19 protein-coding genes and 1 tRNA gene are annotated in these 16,848 nt (G+C 68.2%); 2 read left to right on the forward strand and 18 right to left on the reverse strand.

Annotation, left to right across the window (positions count from 1 at the left end):
• Positions 1–31: 31 nt before the first annotated feature.
• The gene (locus ABZS97_RS27500) at positions 32–520 is read right to left on the reverse strand and encodes a YajQ family cyclic di-GMP-binding protein (protein ID WP_328495868.1); all 489 of its coding nucleotides are present in this window, start codon (positions 518–520) and stop codon (positions 32–34) included.
• Between the two features lie 202 nt (positions 521–722).
• Here ABZS97_RS27500 and ABZS97_RS27505 point away from each other — a divergent pair.
• Positions 723–804, forward strand: a tRNA-Tyr gene (locus ABZS97_RS27505).
• Positions 805–1,193: 389 nt separating this feature from the next.
• Entirely contained in the window at positions 1,194–1,640 is a 447-nt protein-coding gene (locus ABZS97_RS27510) for a hypothetical protein (RefSeq protein WP_356141630.1), read from the forward strand.
• Positions 1,641–2,832: 1,192 nt separating this feature from the next.
• Here the strand turns inward: ABZS97_RS27510 and ABZS97_RS27515 are convergent.
• From ABZS97_RS27515 to ABZS97_RS27595, 17 genes are all read right to left on the reverse strand, one after another.
• Entirely contained in the window at positions 2,833–4,404 is a 1,572-nt protein-coding gene (locus tag ABZS97_RS27515) for an RNA-directed DNA polymerase (protein ID WP_356141632.1), read from the reverse strand.
• A 352-nt stretch (positions 4,405–4,756) separates the two neighbouring features.
• Complete coding sequence (locus ABZS97_RS27520) at positions 4,757–6,142, reverse strand: site-specific integrase (RefSeq protein WP_356141634.1); 1,386 nt, start codon at positions 6,140–6,142, stop codon at positions 4,757–4,759.
• Positions 6,142–6,330 (reverse strand): helix-turn-helix domain-containing protein, encoded by a 189-nt coding sequence (locus ABZS97_RS27525; protein ID WP_356141636.1) that lies wholly within the window; start codon positions 6,328–6,330, stop codon positions 6,142–6,144. Before ABZS97_RS27525 ends, ABZS97_RS27520 begins: the two co-directional genes overlap by 1 nt.
• Before the next feature lie 5 nt (positions 6,331–6,335).
• Complete coding sequence (locus ABZS97_RS27530) at positions 6,336–6,530, reverse strand: hypothetical protein (RefSeq protein ID WP_356141638.1); 195 nt, start codon at positions 6,528–6,530, stop codon at positions 6,336–6,338.
• Between the two features lie 3 nt (positions 6,531–6,533).
• The gene (locus ABZS97_RS27535; RefSeq protein ID WP_356141640.1) at positions 6,534–8,408 is read right to left on the reverse strand and encodes an ATP-binding protein; all 1,875 of its coding nucleotides are present in this window, start codon (positions 8,406–8,408) and stop codon (positions 6,534–6,536) included.
• Positions 8,405–9,271, reverse strand: a complete 867-nt coding sequence (locus ABZS97_RS27540; RefSeq protein WP_356141642.1) for a bifunctional DNA primase/polymerase — start codon at positions 9,269–9,271, stop codon at positions 8,405–8,407. Before ABZS97_RS27540 ends, ABZS97_RS27535 begins: the two co-directional genes overlap by 4 nt.
• A 178-nt stretch (positions 9,272–9,449) precedes the next feature.
• Positions 9,450–11,516, reverse strand: a complete 2,067-nt coding sequence (gene traB, locus ABZS97_RS27545; RefSeq protein WP_356141644.1) for a plasmid transfer protein TraB — start codon at positions 11,514–11,516, stop codon at positions 9,450–9,452.
• A 62-nt stretch (positions 11,517–11,578) separates the two neighbouring features.
• Entirely contained in the window at positions 11,579–12,190 is a 612-nt protein-coding gene (gene traA, locus ABZS97_RS27550; RefSeq protein ID WP_356141646.1) for a plasmid transfer protein TraA, read from the reverse strand.
• The gene (locus tag ABZS97_RS27555) at positions 12,190–12,717 is read right to left on the reverse strand and encodes a hypothetical protein (protein ID WP_356141648.1); all 528 of its coding nucleotides are present in this window, start codon (positions 12,715–12,717) and stop codon (positions 12,190–12,192) included. Before ABZS97_RS27555 ends, traA begins: the two co-directional genes overlap by 1 nt.
• 15 nt (positions 12,718–12,732) lie before the next feature.
• Entirely contained in the window at positions 12,733–13,371 is a 639-nt protein-coding gene (locus tag ABZS97_RS27560; RefSeq protein WP_356141650.1) for a GGDEF domain-containing protein, read from the reverse strand.
• Positions 13,368–13,769, reverse strand: a complete 402-nt coding sequence (locus ABZS97_RS27565; RefSeq protein ID WP_356141652.1) for an RRQRL motif-containing zinc-binding protein — start codon at positions 13,767–13,769, stop codon at positions 13,368–13,370. Before ABZS97_RS27565 ends, ABZS97_RS27560 begins: the two co-directional genes overlap by 4 nt.
• Complete coding sequence (locus tag ABZS97_RS27570) at positions 13,769–15,220, reverse strand: hypothetical protein (protein WP_356141654.1); 1,452 nt, start codon at positions 15,218–15,220, stop codon at positions 13,769–13,771. The genes ABZS97_RS27565 and ABZS97_RS27570 overlap by 1 nt, the downstream gene beginning before the upstream one ends.
• A gap of 4 nt (positions 15,221–15,224) precedes the next feature.
• Entirely contained in the window at positions 15,225–15,467 is a 243-nt protein-coding gene (locus ABZS97_RS27575) for a hypothetical protein (RefSeq protein ID WP_356141656.1), read from the reverse strand.
• A 116-nt stretch (positions 15,468–15,583) separates the two neighbouring features.
• Positions 15,584–15,802, reverse strand: coding sequence for a hypothetical protein (locus ABZS97_RS27580; protein WP_356141658.1), 219 nt, complete (start codon positions 15,800–15,802; stop codon positions 15,584–15,586).
• Positions 15,802–16,344: a hypothetical protein gene (locus ABZS97_RS27585; protein WP_356141660.1), complete on the reverse strand. Its 543-nt coding sequence runs from the start codon at positions 16,342–16,344 to the stop codon at positions 15,802–15,804. The genes ABZS97_RS27580 and ABZS97_RS27585 overlap by 1 nt, the downstream gene beginning before the upstream one ends.
• Positions 16,341–16,469 (reverse strand): hypothetical protein, encoded by a 129-nt coding sequence (locus tag ABZS97_RS27590; RefSeq protein WP_356141662.1) that lies wholly within the window; start codon positions 16,467–16,469, stop codon positions 16,341–16,343. The genes ABZS97_RS27585 and ABZS97_RS27590 overlap by 4 nt, the downstream gene beginning before the upstream one ends.
• Complete coding sequence (locus tag ABZS97_RS27595; protein WP_356141664.1) at positions 16,466–16,801, reverse strand: hypothetical protein; 336 nt, start codon at positions 16,799–16,801, stop codon at positions 16,466–16,468. The genes ABZS97_RS27590 and ABZS97_RS27595 overlap by 4 nt, the downstream gene beginning before the upstream one ends.
• Positions 16,802–16,848: the final 47 nt, after the last annotated feature.

Raw genomic sequence — 16,848 nt, forward strand, 5'->3', positions numbered from 1 at the left:
CTGCCGGTACCGGCACCGGCAGCCATCGGTCCTACCGGTAGTTCACGTACTGCAGAGCGAAGTCGAAGTCCTTGCCCTTGAGGAGTGCCTGCACGGCCTGAAGGTCGTCGCGGCTCTTCGAGCTGACGCGCAGCTCGTCGCCCTGCACCTGAGCCTTCACGCCCTTCGGGCCCTCATCGCGGATGATCTTCGCCACCTTCTTCGCGTTGTCCTGGGAGATGCCCTCCTCGATCGTCGCGAAGATCTTGTACTCCTTGCCGGAGAGCTGCGGCTCCCCGGCGTCCAGCGCCTTCAGCGAGATACCGCGCTTGACGAGCTTGGTCTCGAACACATCGAGGATGGCCTTGACCCTTTCCTCGGAGTTCGCCTCCATGAGGATCTTCTCGCCGGACCAGGAGATGGAAGCGCCGACGTTCTTGAAGTCGTAGCGCTGGGAGATCTCCTTGGCGGCCTGGTTGAGGGCGTTGTCGACCTCCTGCCGCTCGACCTTCGAGACGATGTCGAAACTGGAGTCGGCCATGTCCTGTGGCTCCTTGTATCGGGGTGCGTAGGGGCGGCCCTCGGGCCGGACGTCGGTCCCGGGCCGCATCCGCATAAGCCTAGCCACCCCCTCCACTCCGAGCGCAGATCAATCGGGTGGCGAAGCACCCCCAGGCATCGGGTATCGTTTACGTCGTTGCCACAGAGCGCCGCCGCAAAGCGGTTCGAAGGGCAGCAACCCCGGCGGTGTGCCCGAGCGGCCAAAGGGAGCAGACTGTAAATCTGCCGGCTCAGCCTACCCAGGTTCGAACCCTGGCGCCGCCACGCTGAGAGAAACCCCCTCTGATCTGCGAGATCGTAGATCAGAGGGGGTTTCTGCGTGTCTGGGGGCGATCTTTCGAGTGGAATCGAAAGTGGGTGACTTGTCTCACACCGCACCGCCCGGATCCCGGGGCTGATCAGGATTTCCGGGCCATACGCGGGCCAAGATGACTGCGCAGGTGCCGGACGGGCGCGAGGTGGTCGCACCCTGGCTCGCCTTCTGTGACTGATCCCAGGTCTGTAGGCCGCCGTTTTGAGCGGGTCGCGCTCAACGTGCTGGCCGCGGGCCGCGGGCGCACGCTGAGAACATGAAGGACCCCACGGGCCCGCCAGGGGGCCCGCTGCAGCCTCAGCCTTCGGATCCTCGGGAGCCTCGGGGGCGGCGTCGGTGGATGCCGAAGGCGAGCGCTCTCATACACGCAGCCACTGCCATCGTCGGCCTGGTGGCGGGAGGGCTGATCGGCTACGCCGTTGCCGGCAACTCCACGGATGGAACAGGGCAGCCGTCGGCGACAGCCACAGTCACGACAACAGAAACGGCCCCTCAGGCGCCGGCCGCCAGCCATTCAAGCCCTGCTCAGAAGATTCACTCAGGGGAGTTCGCGGGCGACGGCACGTTCATCGTTGGCCAGGACATCAAGCCAGGGACATACCACACCGACGGTCCAGAGGGTGGCGATTCCCCCGACTGTTTCTGGGAGCGCCTGAGCAGCACCTCCGGCGAAGCAAACGCAGTGATCACGAGCCAAGCCACCAAAGGACAAACAACCGTCACGATTGCAGCCAGCGACAAGGCGTTCACGACCCAGGGATGCAAGACATGGAGGAAGAGCGAATGATGGTGCGCTCGTCCTCCCCACAGTCGGAGACAGCGGATGTCCTCATGCCGGACGGACTCTCATCGGAATCTGACATCACCAGGGCCCAGCGCTCGCGGAGCTCCTGTCCCGCCAACATGCTTTCCAACTCTGTTGATGGGGCATCGGGGTGTGCGCAGGGTCGTTCACCTGTGTTCATGCGCGGCTCTCCGTCAGCGTGGGCAGGGCTACGGGCTTCGCCTGGACGACCGTGAACGTGGCCGAATGAGACGGCATTTGAGACGGGGCCCATCGGGACACCATCCACGTATGAGGTCGCTGCCCGTCAGCCAGTTACGGCAGGATCCCCCACCATGCGTCCCAACTCGCAGTCACCTGGGGTGTCACCTTCCTTGGAGGTACGAGCAAGAAGTATGGGTACGTAAGGCTGCGCCTCGCCGTACACGAAAACCGTGGGCTTGTCTCCGCTCTCGTGGATGGCTTGACACATCTTCAAGCCCTTTGCACCGCTGGCCTCATCCGGCCGGAGGCTGGTGCTGATCAAGGCAACTGACCCCTTTAGGCGAACCTTCGTAATGACTGAACTGTCCGAGCCGACTGAGTCGCGCACTGATTCCGGAGTAAGCGTCGGTCGGCTGCCGCAGCCGACGAGCAGCAAAGCGCCCGCGAGAGGGGCAACGTAGCAACGTATGGCAGGCGGCACGGGCTGTCTGTCCTTGATCAGGGAAACGAGCAGGATCTTAGCCGGATCTGTAGCTGGTGAGTACTACATCGGGGACAGCGGCCGCCTCGATGCGAACTACGGGCGTCTGGCCGCGGAGGGTGACGTAGGCGACGAACACCGCGGCGATCGACCAGATGTTGAGCTTGGTGTCAACGGTCGGTATCTAGTGCACGGCAGCATCCTGCCGCATCGTTAGATCCCTGCGGTGCCTGCCGCTATGACACGGTCGTGACGATGGACTGGGATCGGTTGGTGCGGCTGCTGGACGACGGTGGCTGACCGTTGCATCTGGCGCGGCACGAACCTTAGCCGACGACAGTCAGCAACGACGGCGGGTGCGCTGGCCGACCAGGTACGCGTGTGCCTCGCTGTACCCCCTCCCGTGGCCTCAGTCATGCCACTGGCTTTTGGCGTCGGCCAGCGTCAGACGATGACGGCCGGTCCGTAGCAGCACCAGCCGCAGTGCCCTGTTAAACGGCAGTAAGAAGCCTATTCAGAGGTGACCCAGTCGTAGTCAGCCGCAACTTTGGGAGGCGCGTAATTGTTGACTTCCAGCCATTCGCGAGTAACTACATTACTGGCATCTTGCTTGATGGTCCGCAAGATCAGTGACCGCTCATCTCGTGCATTCAATAGAGCGAGACAATACACTCGCTGAAAAATAGGTCGGGCTTCATCATCCAGGCGTCGCCGAATAATGTCTTTAGTGGCAGTTGGATCAATCTGAGCCAAGCGCTGGGCAGCTACTGAAACTTGATGGAGATCGGAGCCCTTTTCAAGCCATTCCGACATCACGTCTTTGTATGCCGGAAGCCGGTTTGTGCTCGGAAGGGCCAAAGCGAACTGGGCCGATGACCAGTGAATGGCAGCCCATTCGGTTGCTCGATATCCGCTGTACCAGTCGCAGTAGGTTCCCATTTTGCGTCGGTCATCTCTAATGGCATCCCGGAAGTACCTCCCCAACGCGTCTGCGACATGGGAAAGTTTTTCCGCAGACTCCAGCCATCGGTCGAACTTCCCGTATTCCTTATGCTTCCTGAGGGTCTTAAGGATGACCTTGATCGTGGCCGGGGATTGGCTGAAGGGCTTGTTTAGGGCCGCGTCCTCTAGTCTCCTCAGCCACTCAATATCCATCTCCTCAACGGCAGCTTCGACAACATCCGATCCATTCTCCAGTATTTCGATTCTCTTTTTTACGGGAATCGGTACTTCTTGGAGCCCTTCGAGAAGTACATCGTGACGGATTTCCTTGAGGCGCCCCAAGTGACTCTTGGAAGCGTTGGCTTCGAGGCCGAGCTCTCGGACACGGGACTGGAAGTCAAGAAAGAACTTATATAGGGTCGATTCCTCTCCGGTTACGTAGATATCGTCCATCCAGCGGACTGCTCCTGTCAGTTGCCCGGTGGATAGCCTCTGCGAGATGAGATTATCGAGGGGAGCCATGTAGCGGTTCGCCAAGATGGCGGATGGCCAACTTCGCTGAGGAAGTCCGCTTCTGGATGCGAGTTCATCGTGGGATCGGACGACCTTTTCAATTAGGCGTGCTCCAGCAGAATCGCCTGCATCAGAATAGACGATATCAACTGCCTTGTTAACGTCAATAGAAGCGAAGAATGATGTGATGTCCGTCTGTAGCGCATGCCCCTCCATTAGTGAGGAGTTATGGAAGAAAGAAGAATAGCTTTTCCATTCGTCGCCATTATTTGAAAGCCTTTTTTCGGAGCGCAATCTCCAGCCGTAAACCCAGTCAGGAAGATTGGCGTGCAACTTTGAGGTTACCTGGGCGATTGCCGCCGCATATGCAATTCGCATGTCTAGCGACATTACGACGGCCGGGCGGACGCCTAGCCGACTCTTCGGGACAACGGTGGGTTCGAATCGCGGCTCGCGACGCAATGTGATACTGCCATCTCGATGCACGATCTCCTGCCACGGAAAATCTTGGGGCTTATTGATCACCCAGGTCAGTTCTGGCCACCCCCAAGGATCGCGGTACCAGTCTCCATACATTTCTGTCTGGCAAATATCGGCAGCCTTTTTGGCGTCAAGTCCATAGTTCATTAAGTCCCCCATCGACCTGCAATGGTCTGCAGAGCCGCGCACGACCCCGCCTGTAAGGGCACAACTTAGCGCCAAACTGAAGGGAGCGCGCAGTAATAGGCAGATACGAGCTGCCATCCGGCCGCAGGCTTGTTGCTAGGTCAGTGGAACGGCTTTGGCCTGAGCTGCCTTAGCGTGAGAGATCGTGGCCTCCTAGGCTTCCGGCGCGGCGGGCGTTCTGTGGACAGACTGCTGATTGCTCTGTGCGCGGCACGGGCTCCGTCCGGGGGCCCGGCCGCGACCCGGGGTGCGGAGCGAGCCGCCTTGATCTGGTACTGAGAGTTGTGCTGCGGCGTGAGTTGCATCCCGAGCTCTATTGCTCGCTGGCCTCGCCCCATTCTTCGAGGGCGGCGTCGATTCGGCGGTTCGCTCGTTCCTGGGACTGGGCGAGGACCTTGGCGTATACCCGGAAGAGCACTGCGAGGCTGTGGCCGGCGCGGCGGGCGACTTCTGCTGGGTCGACGCCGGAACTGAGCCAGAACGAGATGCCGGCGTGGCGGCAGTCATATGGCCTGCGGGCGAGAGGCGAGGTGGCTTCCTCGGGAGTCAGGGCGGTTTCACGGGCCTTCGCCCAGACCTCGCCGTAGCTGCTCTCCTGTATGAGTCCGCCGCGGTTTGTGGAGAACAGCCGACCGTCCGTGGTCGTCCCGAAGTTTTTGACGTGCGTGCTGAGCATGCGGACCAGGATTGGGGGGATGGGTACTGTGCGTGAGTCCTCCGGAGCTCGCCATTTCAGGCTCCGTTTCTCGTGGGCCGTGCCGTCATCCGTCCAAGTGCGGCCGGCATGGACGGTGCCGCCGCGGAGTATCAGCGTTCCCCAGCCTTTCTTTGGGAGTTGGCAGTGGGATTTCTGCAGGTGTATGGCCTCGGCGGGGCGCATGCCCGCGTAGTAGAGGCAGCCGAAGAAGGCTTCAAGATGCTCGCCGCGTCGGCCCTGGCTGCCTACGGCTGTGAGTAGCCGATGCATCTGACGAGGGTTGGCGACGGCCTCGGGGTCGACCGCCTCGGCAGTCCGCGGTGCGGTCCATGGCACCGACTGCAGAGGGTTCACGGCTGTCGTGAAGTACTTCGACTCTGCTGCCAGGCCGAGTACGTCACTGAGGCAGGCGCGCTTGCGTAGCGCGGTCCTCGCGGCGGCCGGTTTGCCGTCCAGCTTCTTGCCCAGGGCGTCCAAGGCCTTGCGGAGAACCTGCGCGTCTTCGAGGTCAGCGATCTGGACGGAATGTCGCTCCAGCCAGTCGAGTGCCTTGCGCCACTCTGGTCCCGGTTCTTCCTCCCACGCCGATTTGTTGTACGCCCAGCTGTAGAGCGCGCGGCGGAGTATGCGTGAGTCTGGGCGTCCGACCTCTGTCTTCACCAGGGCAGGGGTAATGGTCGCGAGTGCATCCGCGAAGTTCCTGCGCGACTTGGCGGCGGTGCCTTCCCAGCGCTTCTCGATGAAGTCGTGGGTGTGTTGGTACCAGGTGACCTTGTGCAGCTTCGCTCGGAGTTCGGAGGCGGGGAGGCCTGTCTCTTCGTCGAAAGGCTCGCCTCTGCGGGCTGCCTGCATCAGCTCCGAGCGGCGGCTTTCGGCAAGTCCCTTTGTGGTGAAGGATTCGGATTTTTCGCGGGAGTTGACCTGCCAGCGGACCTCGTACGGCTTGCGACGTCCAGTGCGCTGGCGGATGGCCCAGAAATGGACTTTGTAGCTGAAGGACATCAGTGCTTGGTCTCCTCGCAGTTCTCCAGCCAGGATTCGAAGTCGCTGCGGCGAAAGCGGAGTTGCCCGTTGGGGAGCTTCAGGCACTTGGGGGCGTTGCCACGGGCGCGCATGCGGTAGAAGGCGGCTCGGGACATGCCGAGTTCGTCCAGGACGTCGGCGAGCTTCAGGTGGGGTTCGCGTCGCAAGGTGATCAAGCCCCCTTGGTTGTCTCGGAGTTGGCTTTGGTGCCGGTGGTGGGTGGGGTGACGGCGAGGTAGAGGCGTACGAGGCGGCTTGGTGGGCGGTCTGCGTATGGGCGGCTTTCGTCCAGGACTTCCAGGACGTGGGCGAGGTGGTCGGCGGTGGTGCGGACTTCGGGTTCGGTGCCGTGAAGGCGGATGCGCATGGGTCAGCTCCCGGTGGTGGGTGTGGGGTCGCAGCCGGGGTGGGTGGTCTGGCCGGCTGCGGCGAGGGCGGGGTCGAGGGGGTCGCTGCAGGCCTGGCAGTGGGGTGTGGCATCAGAGAAGAGCTGCAATCCAGCGCCCGGAGCGCCCGGAGCACCCGGTGGTGGGTGTTCGGCCTGGTCAGTGGGGGTGTGGGCGCCGGGTGCTGTGAGCGGGCCAGCGCCCGGTGCAGCGTCCGCAGCACCCGGCGGCGCGGGGTTGCGGGTGCTGTGGGTGCTTGTGCGGGTGCTGGGGGCGGAGTCAGCGCCCGGAGATTGCTGCTGGTCAGGGGCGGGTTCGGGTGCTGCGGGTGCTCCGGGTGCTGAAATGCGGTGCTTCTCTGATGCCGTGAGGCGGTAGAGGCGGGAGCGGTTGCCGTCGGGCTGGCGTGTGGAGTCGTCGACGTCGATGCCGATCGTGCGCAGGGCTGGGGCGAGACGCTTGAGTTGGCCGGCGGCGCGGGTGGGGTCCTTGGGCCACTTCTTCGGCAGCTTCTCGGGGGCGGCGACGCTCTCCAGGAGCTGGGCAGCGGTGACGGTCAGGCCATCGGGGCCAGCGGACCGGACCAGGTCGACGACGGCCTGCGCGAAGGGCTCGCCGTCCAGGACGTCGGCCACGGCGTCGGCGGCGGTGGCCTTATAGGAGTCCTGGGTCGTCCAGCCGGTGACTTGGTCGACTGCGGCCAGGACGCGGGCGAAGTCGGCCATGCGCGGGCGCTCGGTCAGCTCCACCTGCGGCAGAACGGCGAGGACCTTCGCGAGCAGGTCGAAGAGCGAGGCGAGGATGGCCGGGTGGGCGTCGGCGTAGGCGCGATCGAGCTCGGCTTCCTCGCGGCGCTTGTGGTCGGGGATGAGCTGTAGCTCGATCGTGAGCAGGCGTTCGGCGAGATCGCCCGCGAGGGCTCCGGCGTCGATCGTGGTCATCGCCAGCACCCGGCGGAACTCCAGGACCACGACGTCGTCGTCGGTGAACAGGGCGCGGTCGACGACGCCGTCGCCGGTGACCGCGCGACACAGAGCGTCGGACAGCCAGTCCGGGATGAGCGAGACGTTGTCCAGGCAGATCGCCCAGGAGTTGAAGGCCTGCACCGACCAGGACTTCAGGTCGCGGGGCGCGGTCCGCTTCGGGGCTCCCGACGGGTCGATGATGCCGATGACCATGGCCGCGCCCTTGGACTTGCCGGTGCCCTGCTCGCCGCGGAAGGTGAGGATCGGGTGGGGCAGGTCGGGGATGAACGTGGCCAGCAGCCACGCGACCAGGAGGTGGAAGCCGTCGTCGGTGGTGTTGAGCAGGGCGCGCAGTTGGGCCAGGCCGTCGCCGTCTCGGACGGGGGCGGGCAGGGGCTTCATGGCACCGGAGCGACGGAAGACGATCGGGGAGTCGGGGCGTAGGAGCCAGCCGCCAGGGCCGACGCTCACGCAGCGGCCGTCGGACGTGCCGAGGTCGATGAGGATCTGATCCTTGTGGCGGGCGACACGCAGGCGTGGCGTGCGCGGGTCGGCGTTCGCTGCCAGTCCCTCCAGGACGGTCATCGCGTCGGCGAGAGCGGACTGCGAGGGCACGGTGCCGCCGTTGACGTCGGTGTAGATGCGGGCGAGTTGGGAGCGCAGGCCGGCTTTGCCGCGGAGGGGGAGGGCGAGGTTGGGGCCGTCGACCTTGACGCCGTAGGGGCGGCCGTCGTCGGACATGAACAGGTCGTAACGTTCGCGGGCCAGGGCCACGAGTTGGGAGGCCTGCGAGGGGCCCTTCTTGTCGGGGTCGACGCCGTTGGTTTCCAGGATCTTTCTGGCCATGTCGGTGGAGGGGGTCTGTGGGGTGGTGCCGTTGGCGTGCTGAGTCACGGGGCGGCTCGCTCGATGCGGCGGGCGGCGGAGGCGACGGTGGCCCGGGCCTCGGTTTCGGGCAGGCCGCGGTGCAGGGCCGCGTCGATGAGGGCGGCGGGCAGCTGCGGGGCGTCGGTGGTTTCGTGGGCGCGGCAGGAGGCCCAGTACAGGCGGTCGTTGCGCTGGCCGTCCGGGGCGTCCAGGACGAACTGCACCAGGGCGAGGGCCTGGTGGCCGGAGACAGGCAGTGCGACGGGCGCGGGACGTGCCGAGGCGGGTGGGGCAAGCAGCTGCAGCAGCGCGGGCGGCGCGGGCTCCGGGGCGTGGTCTTCGGTGCCGGGCGCGAGGGCGTACCGGCCTCGGATGGTGATGGAGCCGGGGCCTACGAGGTAGCCGCCGGAGCCGCGTACGTCGATGCCCGGTGCGAGGCGGCCGGCCGAGTTGGGGATCGTGGTGTCGGCGGGGCCGCGCAGCCACAGGTGCTGTCCCCCGCTCGGGGTGGCGATGGTGATCGTGGCGGGGATGGCGAAGTCGTGGGCCTTGGCGAGGCGTTCGAAGGCGGCGATGCCGTCAATGTCGTTCTTGACGTCCAGGTCGATGCCGATGAGGTGATGTGGGGCGTGGCCGCAGGCAATGCCGTAGCCGACAGCCCACGGGGCGGCGGTGAAGAGGGCGCGTACGGCGTCCGGGTCGGTGGTGGCGTCATGGACGCCGTGTCCGATGCGGCCGCACTCGCCGCGGCAGCGGGCCGGGCGGCGCTCGCCGCGGTGCGGGGAGCGGACCGCAGGCAGTTTCGTGCGGGACAGCGGGATGACCGCGAGGCCGCGGGCGGCGGCCACCAGGGCGTGACTCAAGGCTTCGGCGTGGGTGGTGGGGGTCATGGGCGGGTCCTTCGGGCGGGATGTCAGGGGTGTCAGGCCGGGGGTGTCAGACGCGTCAGAGTGGGGTGTCGGACGCGTCAGAGTGGGGTGTCGGACGCGTCTGACGGGGGTCGCGCGCACGTATGACCGGTGCGTTTGGGGCTCATTGGCGTCAGGGCCGTCAGACGCGTCAGGGCCGTCAGGCCGCTTCGTCTTCGCGGACGATGCGGTACTCGCCGGTCTCGTCGGTTTCGGCGAGGCGGCCGGCCAGGACGAAGGCGGCGACCTGACTGGAGACCCAGGAGCGGGAGCGGCCGTGGCGGTCGCAGTGCTCCATGAAGTCGAGCGGGCGGACGATGGTGCGGCCCTCTCCCTCGAACTCGTCGAGGAGTTCCTCCATCGCCTGGCGGGCCTGCTTCGGCGAGAGCTGGATCTTCGGCTGGGAGGGAGGACGTTCGGCGAACTGCACGAGGGTGGTCGGGTGCGGGAGTTCCTGGTCCGGGTCGATGTCGTCGAAGTCCTCGCCGTCGTAGTCGTCGTACGTGTCCTCCTGGCCGTACGCGGTGTCGTCCTGGTCCTGGTCGTCGGTGAAGCCGGCGGCGGCGAGTGCGCGTGCGGGGTCGGGCATGGTGGCCTCCTCGGGCTGGGGGTTGGTGTCGCCGGGCAGCGGGTGGCGGGTGCGCTGGGTGTAGCGGCGGCCGGCGGCCTTGGCCGCGGCATTGGCGGTGACGGGGTCGGCGGTGGCGCGGGTGTCGGCGAAGGTGAGGACGACCCAGTCGAGGTACTCGCGGCCGGATAGGTAGTCGCGCAGCGGGGTGGCCCAGAACGTCTCGGGGATGCCGTTGGCGACCAGGTAGCTGTAGCCGGGCTTCTTGTCCTTCCACACGTGCGGCATGGCGCCCATGTCGAGGACCTCGTCATCGAGGGCGAAGCGGGCGTCGCCCTCGCTGCGCACGCCGTGCGTCCAGGACGATCCGAGGGAGGCGCGGGTGTCGGTGGAGACCTGGTTGCCGGAGGCGCGCTGCATGGAGACGACGATGCTGATGCCTGCCGAGCGGGCTTCCTGGCCGATGCCGGTGAAGACGTCGTCGTCGGTCTCGCGGATCGTCTTCGCCGCTTCCTCGAACCAGGCGACCAGGTAGGGCATGCCGGGCGAGCCGTCGGCCTGAACCTCCGCGCAGGCGGGCTCCCACTGCTTGTAGCCGTACTTGGCGAGCCATGCCGTGCGCGCCGGAATGGCCGCCTGCAGGGCCGCGATCATCGCCTTCGTCGACGCCATGTCGAGCGCGGCCCAGTCCAGCGCGGGCAGCAGCGGACCGAGGGTCTGTTCGGCCTTGGCCGGATCAGAGGCCCACACGATGACGTCCCGGCGGGTGAGCACCTCCGCGAGCGCGGTGAGGGCGCCCTCGGACTTGCCGGAGCCGGTCATCCCCATGACGAGCAGGTGCATGGCGTTGCGGGCGGCTTCCTCGTCGCCGGGGAAGTACAGGACGGCGACGGTGCCGTCCTCGTAGATGCCGACGTGGATCGGGTGGGCGATGGAGCCGCCCGGGTGGGACGGGCCGGGGCAGGGGAGCGTGTTCTTGAGCAGGTCGCGCGGGACGATCGTGATCGCACCCCGGGACGCGGAGTCAGGGTCGGCCTGGTGGCGGACCGCGTTGGGCGGCACGTCGAGCGCGGAGGCGAGCTTGGGCAGCGCCTTGGAGACGTCGTCGTTAGTGAGTTCGCCGCGCGGCAGCTGGTAGTTGACGGTGGCCTTGTTCGGGGCGGCTTCGGTGCTGGTGGTCAGCGTCTTGGCCAGGCCGACCTTTTCCCAGATGCCGCCGTCGGCGCCGCCGGTGGCGTCGGGGTTGCGGCGCAGGATCTGCCGGATGTTCCACGACAACGCCAGGCCGGGGGCACCGATGAAGTACAGGCCGGCGAGCGGTCCGGCGTCCGGTCCGGCGATGGCGGCCGCGGTGAACCAGCCGGTACCCGCGGCCACGGTGATCGCGGAGTGCAGGCGGCGCTGGGCGGTAGTGGACTTGCCCGCCGCCCAGGTCACGCCGGTGAGCGCGACCGAGGCGAGGGTGAGGCCGGCGGTGGCGGCCGCGTTGTCGGCCCAGTAGAGGTGAGCAGGCCAGGAGACCAGGCCGGCCCCGACCCCGGCCAGCCACGGCGGCAGGTGCGGCTTGACGCGGTGCAGCAGGTACTCGATGACACCGCCGCCGCCCTGGGCGACGCGCAACTGCTCCTCGAAGAGCTGCTCGGGGGTGGGTTGGGACACGGCCTGGTCCTCCTGGTCGTACGCGGATCAGAGGGGGTTGGAGGGATAGGGAGGGGTGGGGGTCAGAGGTTGAAGTCGAAGCGGCGGCGGCCCATGGCGGCGCGGCGCACGTTGTACGGGGCGAGTTCGGGCTCGAACTCCCGCTGGAACGCGGCGTAGGTGGCCGCGGCGTTCTTCGCGGCGTCGCGGGCGTCGTCGGCGACCTTCTTCAGGCGGCGGGACACCCGGCGGGCGCGGGCCCGCGAGGCCATCCGGCCGCCCTTCGGGTCGGGCACTTCCTTGAGCGCGCCGGTCAACACTTCTGCCGCGCCGGCGAGTTCGAAGGAGAGCTGCAGGAAGACCGAACGGGCCTGCTCGCAGTAGTTGCGGACGTCGGTGCTGTTGAAGAACTCCGGGTCGGCGAGCGGGCTGTGCCCGGGCCTGTTGCCGCCGCCGGCTCCCCGGGAGAAGAAGCCGCCGCCCGGGCCTGCCCCCTGCCGGGAGCCACCGGTGTGGAAGTTGTACGTGCGGTTGGTGGTCCGGGTCCGGTTGGTGGTGCGGCCGTTGCCGGTACCGCTGCCGGTGCTGCCCTTGCCGCCGTTCGCGGCGTCGGGGCCGGAGCGGGGTTCGCCGGTGGCGCCTCGGAAATTGGCGAAGTCGTTCTTCCAGGTGTTGCCGTTGGGGGGCGTCGTCATCAGTGGATCTCCTCAATCGGGACGGTGGCGGCGGTGGTGCGGCGGGTGCGCAGCCACAGGACCTGGGCGGTGACGGCGAGGGCGAACCAGATCAGTTCGAGCGGGCCGGCCAGCGGGCCGAAGCACACGGCGAGCGCGGCCCAAGCGGTAGCGGCGCTGGCGAGCACCGCGAGCGTGTGGCGCCAGCGGCGGACGGTGCGGTCGTCGGCCGGGCGGCGGACGCCGGCCCAGGCCAGCCAGCCGAACGGGAGCAGCGCGGCAGGGGCCAGGACGAAGGCGGTCCACCAGAACAGGGCGTGCATGAGGGCTGCGGCGACTAAGGCGGCGAGGGCTACGCCGCTGGGGGACCAGGCGCGGCGCGTGTCCCACAGCCAGCCGCCAAGGGCGCGCAGAGCGCGCTGGGTGAGAGTGGGGCGCTCGGGGACGATCAGGACGATGGGCTGGGCGTCGCGGCGGCGGGTGCGCGGCATGTGGACGGTGCGGGTGCTGCCGTAGGGGATCTTCGCGGCGCGGGATCGCTTGGGCATCGGACGGGTTCCCTTTCAGCGGGTGGGGAGGGAGGCGTGGGTGCCGTGGCGTCCGGCCCGGCGGCCGGCGACGGTGGCGTGGGTCGACTGCGGGGCGGCGTAGCGCCAGCGCGTGCCGAGGGACTTGGCCGCGTACATGGCCTCGTCCGCGGCGCGCAGCCGGGCAGCGAGGGGGAGGCCGGGGCGGTCGTCGGGGCGGCAGATGCCGATGGAGACCTGCGGCACGAGGGCGGTCGAATCGTTGATGTCGACGGACTGCTGCAGCAGGTGGACCAGGTCGTGCGCGGTTGCGTTCGTGCTGGAGTCGCCCAGGTCGGCGACGGCGGCGAACTCGTCGCCGCCCAGGCGGCCGGCGAACCCACCGAGCTCGGTGCACCACTGCTGCAGGCGCTGGCCGACTGCGGCGAGCAGGGTGTCCCCGGCGGCGTGGCCGTGGCTGTCGTTGACGTGCTTGAAGTGGTTGAGGTCCAGCAGCAGGACGCTGATGCCGGGCCGGGTCGTGGCGCGCAGGGCGCGGCTGGTGAAGGCGTCGCGGGTGGGCAGGCCGGTGAGCGGGTCGGTGCGGGCGACGCGCAGTCGCCGCGCCATCCACAGGCTGTGGGTGGCCCAGCCGAGCAGGGGCAGGGCGAGGGCCGGAGCCGTCAGGTCGGTCACGGGGTGAACTCCTTGTCTGTGTCAGGGGTGTTGGCATCTGGGTAGGCGCACAGGACGCAGGTGCCGAGCGAGGGCGGAATGCAGTAGCCGACATCCAGCAGGCACTGCGGGCAGGTGCGGCGGGCGAGCATCGCCAGCGCGAGCGCGCCCCACTTGCGCGACGTCATGGGTCGTACGGGCTTGGCGGCGGCGACCTGGTAGAGGTAGGCGACGCGGGCGTGGCCGCGGTGGGTGTAGCGCAGGACCTGCGCGGCCACGCGCTGCCCGCCGGGTCGCAGGCCCTGGGCGCGCAGTTGGCGGCGGGTGGCGAGGCCGTCGGGGGCCATGCGCCAGGGGAAGGTGGGTATCCCGTGCACGGTGCCGTTCGGGTCGTAGCACTTCGCGTACGCCAGCCCCATCAGCTCTCACCGCCTGCGGTGGCTGCCTTGGCGGCATCGCGGATGCGGCCCGCGCGGGCGGCGCCAACCCCGTAGGTGTTCATGAGCCAGGTGGCCGATGGTTCGCTGCCGTCGGCGGCACGCTTCTGCGCGGCTGCGATCAGTTCTTCGTCGGTTGCCCTGCCGGTGGACTTCGCTTCGGTGCGCTGCGCGGTGCGCCGGGCGGGGCTTCCGGTCTTGCGTGGCGTAGGGCTACCTGAAGGGGCTGCCGGGGGCAGCGTGGTAGGGCTTCCGGAAGGGGGTACCGCGTGCAGGCGAGTAGGGCCTTCCGCCGTGTGGCCGGTAGGGCCGTCCTCGGTGTCGCCGGTAGGGCGTTGCGCGACGTGGGCGCCTGGCGTGGATTCGGGTCCATTGCCGATGAGTTGGTGGACGCGCCAGACGACGATCGGGGCGATAGACGCGGTCAGGATGATCAGCCACCAGGCCGGGCGCCCACCGTGGTCGACGCCGAACATGCCGCGCTCAGCGAGGTGGTAGACCGCGTTGGTGCCGATCATCACGGCGAGCGCCGCCTTGACGTCGCGGCTGCGGTGGAAGGCGGTGACCGCCCACACGTCGATCGTGACGGGCAGCAGCGCGGCCACCGCGCCGGGCCAGCCGACCATGTGCGCGAGTTCGTACTCGCCGGAGGCGGTCAGGCCGACAGCCGCGCACAGCGCCGCCCACGGCGCCTTCGTCCACGCCCAGGCCGCGAGACGGGCGCGATACCGGCCGCGCTGGACTTGCTGTGCCTGACGGGCGGCTTCGAAATCACGCTCCGCGCGGTGGTGAAGGACGTCGGCGTCGTAGCGGATCAGCTTGGCCTGCCGCCGCGCTTCCGCGACGACGCGACCCGCTTCCGCTCCGACCTGCTCGCGCAGCTGGCGCGCCTCATTCGCGATGCGGTCGGCGGCTTCGCGGATGCGGGTGGCCTCCGCGTCGGCCTGGTCGCGGACCGTCCGAGCCCCCGTGTGTGCGGTCTCCCGCAGGGCCTGCGCGTCCTGGTCTGCGGTCGACCGGATGCGCGCCGCCGTCTCGATGGCCTCGCGGTGCAGCTGGTCGACGAAAGCGCGGCGCCGGGTGACGAAGTCCTCGACTTCCTCCCGCATCGCTTCAGTGCGCTGCGCGGTGCTCTGCAGCTCGCGTGCTGCCAGGTCCCGGCGCTCTGCTGTCTCCTTCAACTCACCCTGAAGCAGGGCGAGTTCGGCGGCAGCGTCTCTTTGCGTCGCGGAGGCTTGAGTAGTTGCGTTTGTGAGGACCTGGTCGGCGTCCTGCCGCGTGGCAGCGAGCAGGGCAGCCGCCTGCTCTTCGGCCTCCGCGACCAGGTCCTTCGCGCGGTGCTCTGCCTCATCGATCAGTTGCTGAGGCGAGGGCTGGACGGAGGCCGTGGTCTTGGCCGGCGTGCGGCGTTTGGTCGTACCACGGGTGGTCATCGGCTCACCCGAGGCCGTTGCTGAGGCCGGAGGCGAGAGAGATGACTGTCTGGGAGACGGCGTCCTTGAGGCCGTCGGCGAAGTCGCCGGTCAGGTAGAGGCCGATCACGACGCCCAGGAACAGGGTCGACCAGCGGTGGTCGGTGAAGTGGCAGAGCATCCCGGCGATCAGGAGCAGCAGGAGCAGGACCGAGACGGTCACCGCGGGGGCTGCGGCGGGGGCTGCGAGCAGGAGAGGGGCGGACACTTCGGTACTCCTTCAACGGGAGTGGGGGGAAGGGAAGTCGGCGGAGGTGGTGGCCCGCCCGGCGCGGGACGGCGAGGTCGACCGCGCGGGGCGGGCGGCTGCGGGCGGCAGGGCGGCTACTGGCGGCCGGTGCGTCGCTCGAACACGCCGATCGTCAGGTCGATCAGGACGGGGTCGGTGCAGTAGCCGGCGTAGGCGCCGTTCGCGTGCCAGACGTACCAGCGGCAGCCGAGGACGCCCGGGGTGCCCGCGCAGACAGCGAGGTAGGCACGGCGGCGGATGAGCGGGACGTCCGGGAACGTGACGGACTCCGGCAACGGGGGCGGGGTGGTCATCAGGCCACCTCGTCCTGGCCGTGCGCGAGCTGCCGGAGCCGGTCCGCGGAGGGGGCGAGGTCGCTGGGCGTGCAGTCACCCAGGCAGACGTCGCGGTTCTCGTCGACGTGCTGCAGCTCGCGGGCGAGCAGGTAGTCGTCGCACACGTTCAGCTCGCGATAGTCGCCGCACACGCACGGGACGATCAACGTCCACTGCGGGACGGGGAGTTCGCCGGGCGTGGAGGTCAGGGTGTGGTGCAGCCAGGTGCCCTCTTCGAGGTACGTGACCGCGCTCGGGGCGATGGCCCACTCGTGGTCGATGCCGTCGACGTAGAGCGCGGGGTAACCGGCCCACTCGCCGGCCTGCACGACGCGGGCGAGGGTGTCGGGGAAGGCGTCCTGCGTCTGGTCGTCGGCCAGTCGCACGGCCATCCGCGCCTGAGCCTCGATTCGCTCGCGCCGCTCCCGCTCCCACTCCAGCTCGATGGCTTCGCGAGACTGGGCGGCGAGGGCCAGGAGTCGGCGCAGCCGGGTTTCCGCGCGGGTCGTGATGTCGGTCATCGGGAAGTTCCCTTCAGGCGGGCCGGGTAGCAGATGTGGGTGCGAGCCGCGCGGTGGGCGGCGCGCAGGTTGCGGTGGGCGGGGTGCCAGCCGCAGCCGGGGCAGCGGGGGCGGCGCGTGCTCATGCGATCCGCCTCCCGACCAGGGCGGCCGTGCCGGTGGCGATGCCGGTGCCGCTGTCCGTGCCGGGGGCAACGGCGGCGAGCGCGGTGTCGGTGAGCTGCGGGGCGTACTCCGGCAGGGCGTCCAGCTGGTCGAGGGTGTCGATCAGCACCGTCAGCGGCAGCGCCTGGCCGTCGTAGTGCGCGACCACCGCAGCGCGGGCGGCGACCAGGAGCTCGGCGTGGTCGTGCCGGAGTGCGGCGAGCTGCCGTCGGAGCTGAGAGTTGCCGCGGGTCAGGGAGTCGAGTGTCGGCTCCGTGCGGCGTGCGGAACGTGAGGGAGTCCGGGTGGACATGAGACGTGGAACCTCCAGAATCAGGGCTGTCGGGCGTATGCGGGCAG

The sequence above is a fragment of the Streptomyces sp. NPDC005485 genome (genome assembly GCF_040606085.1).
In the GTDB taxonomy this organism is placed as follows: domain Bacteria; phylum Actinomycetota; class Actinomycetes; order Streptomycetales; family Streptomycetaceae; genus Streptomyces.

What these genes read in the sequence shown, in the direction of transcription:
- ABZS97_RS27500 (WP_328495868.1), bottom strand. Translation starts at nt 520, where the DNA reads ATGGCCGACTCCAGTTTCGACATCGTCTCGAAGGTCGAGCGGCAGGAG.
- ABZS97_RS27510 (WP_356141630.1), top strand. Translation starts at nt 1,194, where the DNA reads ATGCCGAAGGCGAGCGCTCTCATACACGCAGCCACTGCCATCGTCGGC.
- ABZS97_RS27515 (WP_356141632.1), bottom strand. Translation starts at nt 4,404, where the DNA reads ATGAACTATGGACTTGACGCCAAAAAGGCTGCCGATATTTGCCAGACA.
- ABZS97_RS27520 (WP_356141634.1), bottom strand. Translation starts at nt 6,142, where the DNA reads ATGTCCTTCAGCTACAAAGTCCATTTCTGGGCCATCCGCCAGCGCACT.
- ABZS97_RS27530 (WP_356141638.1), bottom strand. Translation starts at nt 6,530, where the DNA reads ATGCGCATCCGCCTTCACGGCACCGAACCCGAAGTCCGCACCACCGCC.
- ABZS97_RS27540 (WP_356141642.1), bottom strand. Translation starts at nt 9,271, where the DNA reads ATGACCCCCACCACCCACGCCGAAGCCTTGAGTCACGCCCTGGTGGCC.
- traA (WP_356141646.1), bottom strand. Translation starts at nt 12,190, where the DNA reads ATGACGACGCCCCCCAACGGCAACACCTGGAAGAACGACTTCGCCAAT.
- ABZS97_RS27555 (WP_356141648.1), bottom strand. Translation starts at nt 12,717, where the DNA reads ATGCCCAAGCGATCCCGCGCCGCGAAGATCCCCTACGGCAGCACCCGC.
- ABZS97_RS27565 (WP_356141652.1), bottom strand. Translation starts at nt 13,769, where the DNA reads ATGGGGCTGGCGTACGCGAAGTGCTACGACCCGAACGGCACCGTGCAC.
- ABZS97_RS27570 (WP_356141654.1), bottom strand. Translation starts at nt 15,220, where the DNA reads ATGACCACCCGTGGTACGACCAAACGCCGCACGCCGGCCAAGACCACG.
- ABZS97_RS27580 (WP_356141658.1), bottom strand. Translation starts at nt 15,802, where the DNA reads ATGACCACCCCGCCCCCGTTGCCGGAGTCCGTCACGTTCCCGGACGTC.
- ABZS97_RS27585 (WP_356141660.1), bottom strand. Translation starts at nt 16,344, where the DNA reads ATGACCGACATCACGACCCGCGCGGAAACCCGGCTGCGCCGACTCCTG.
- ABZS97_RS27590 (WP_356141662.1), bottom strand. Translation starts at nt 16,469, where the DNA reads ATGAGCACGCGCCGCCCCCGCTGCCCCGGCTGCGGCTGGCACCCCGCC.
- ABZS97_RS27595 (WP_356141664.1), bottom strand. Translation starts at nt 16,801, where the DNA reads ATGTCCACCCGGACTCCCTCACGTTCCGCACGCCGCACGGAGCCGACA.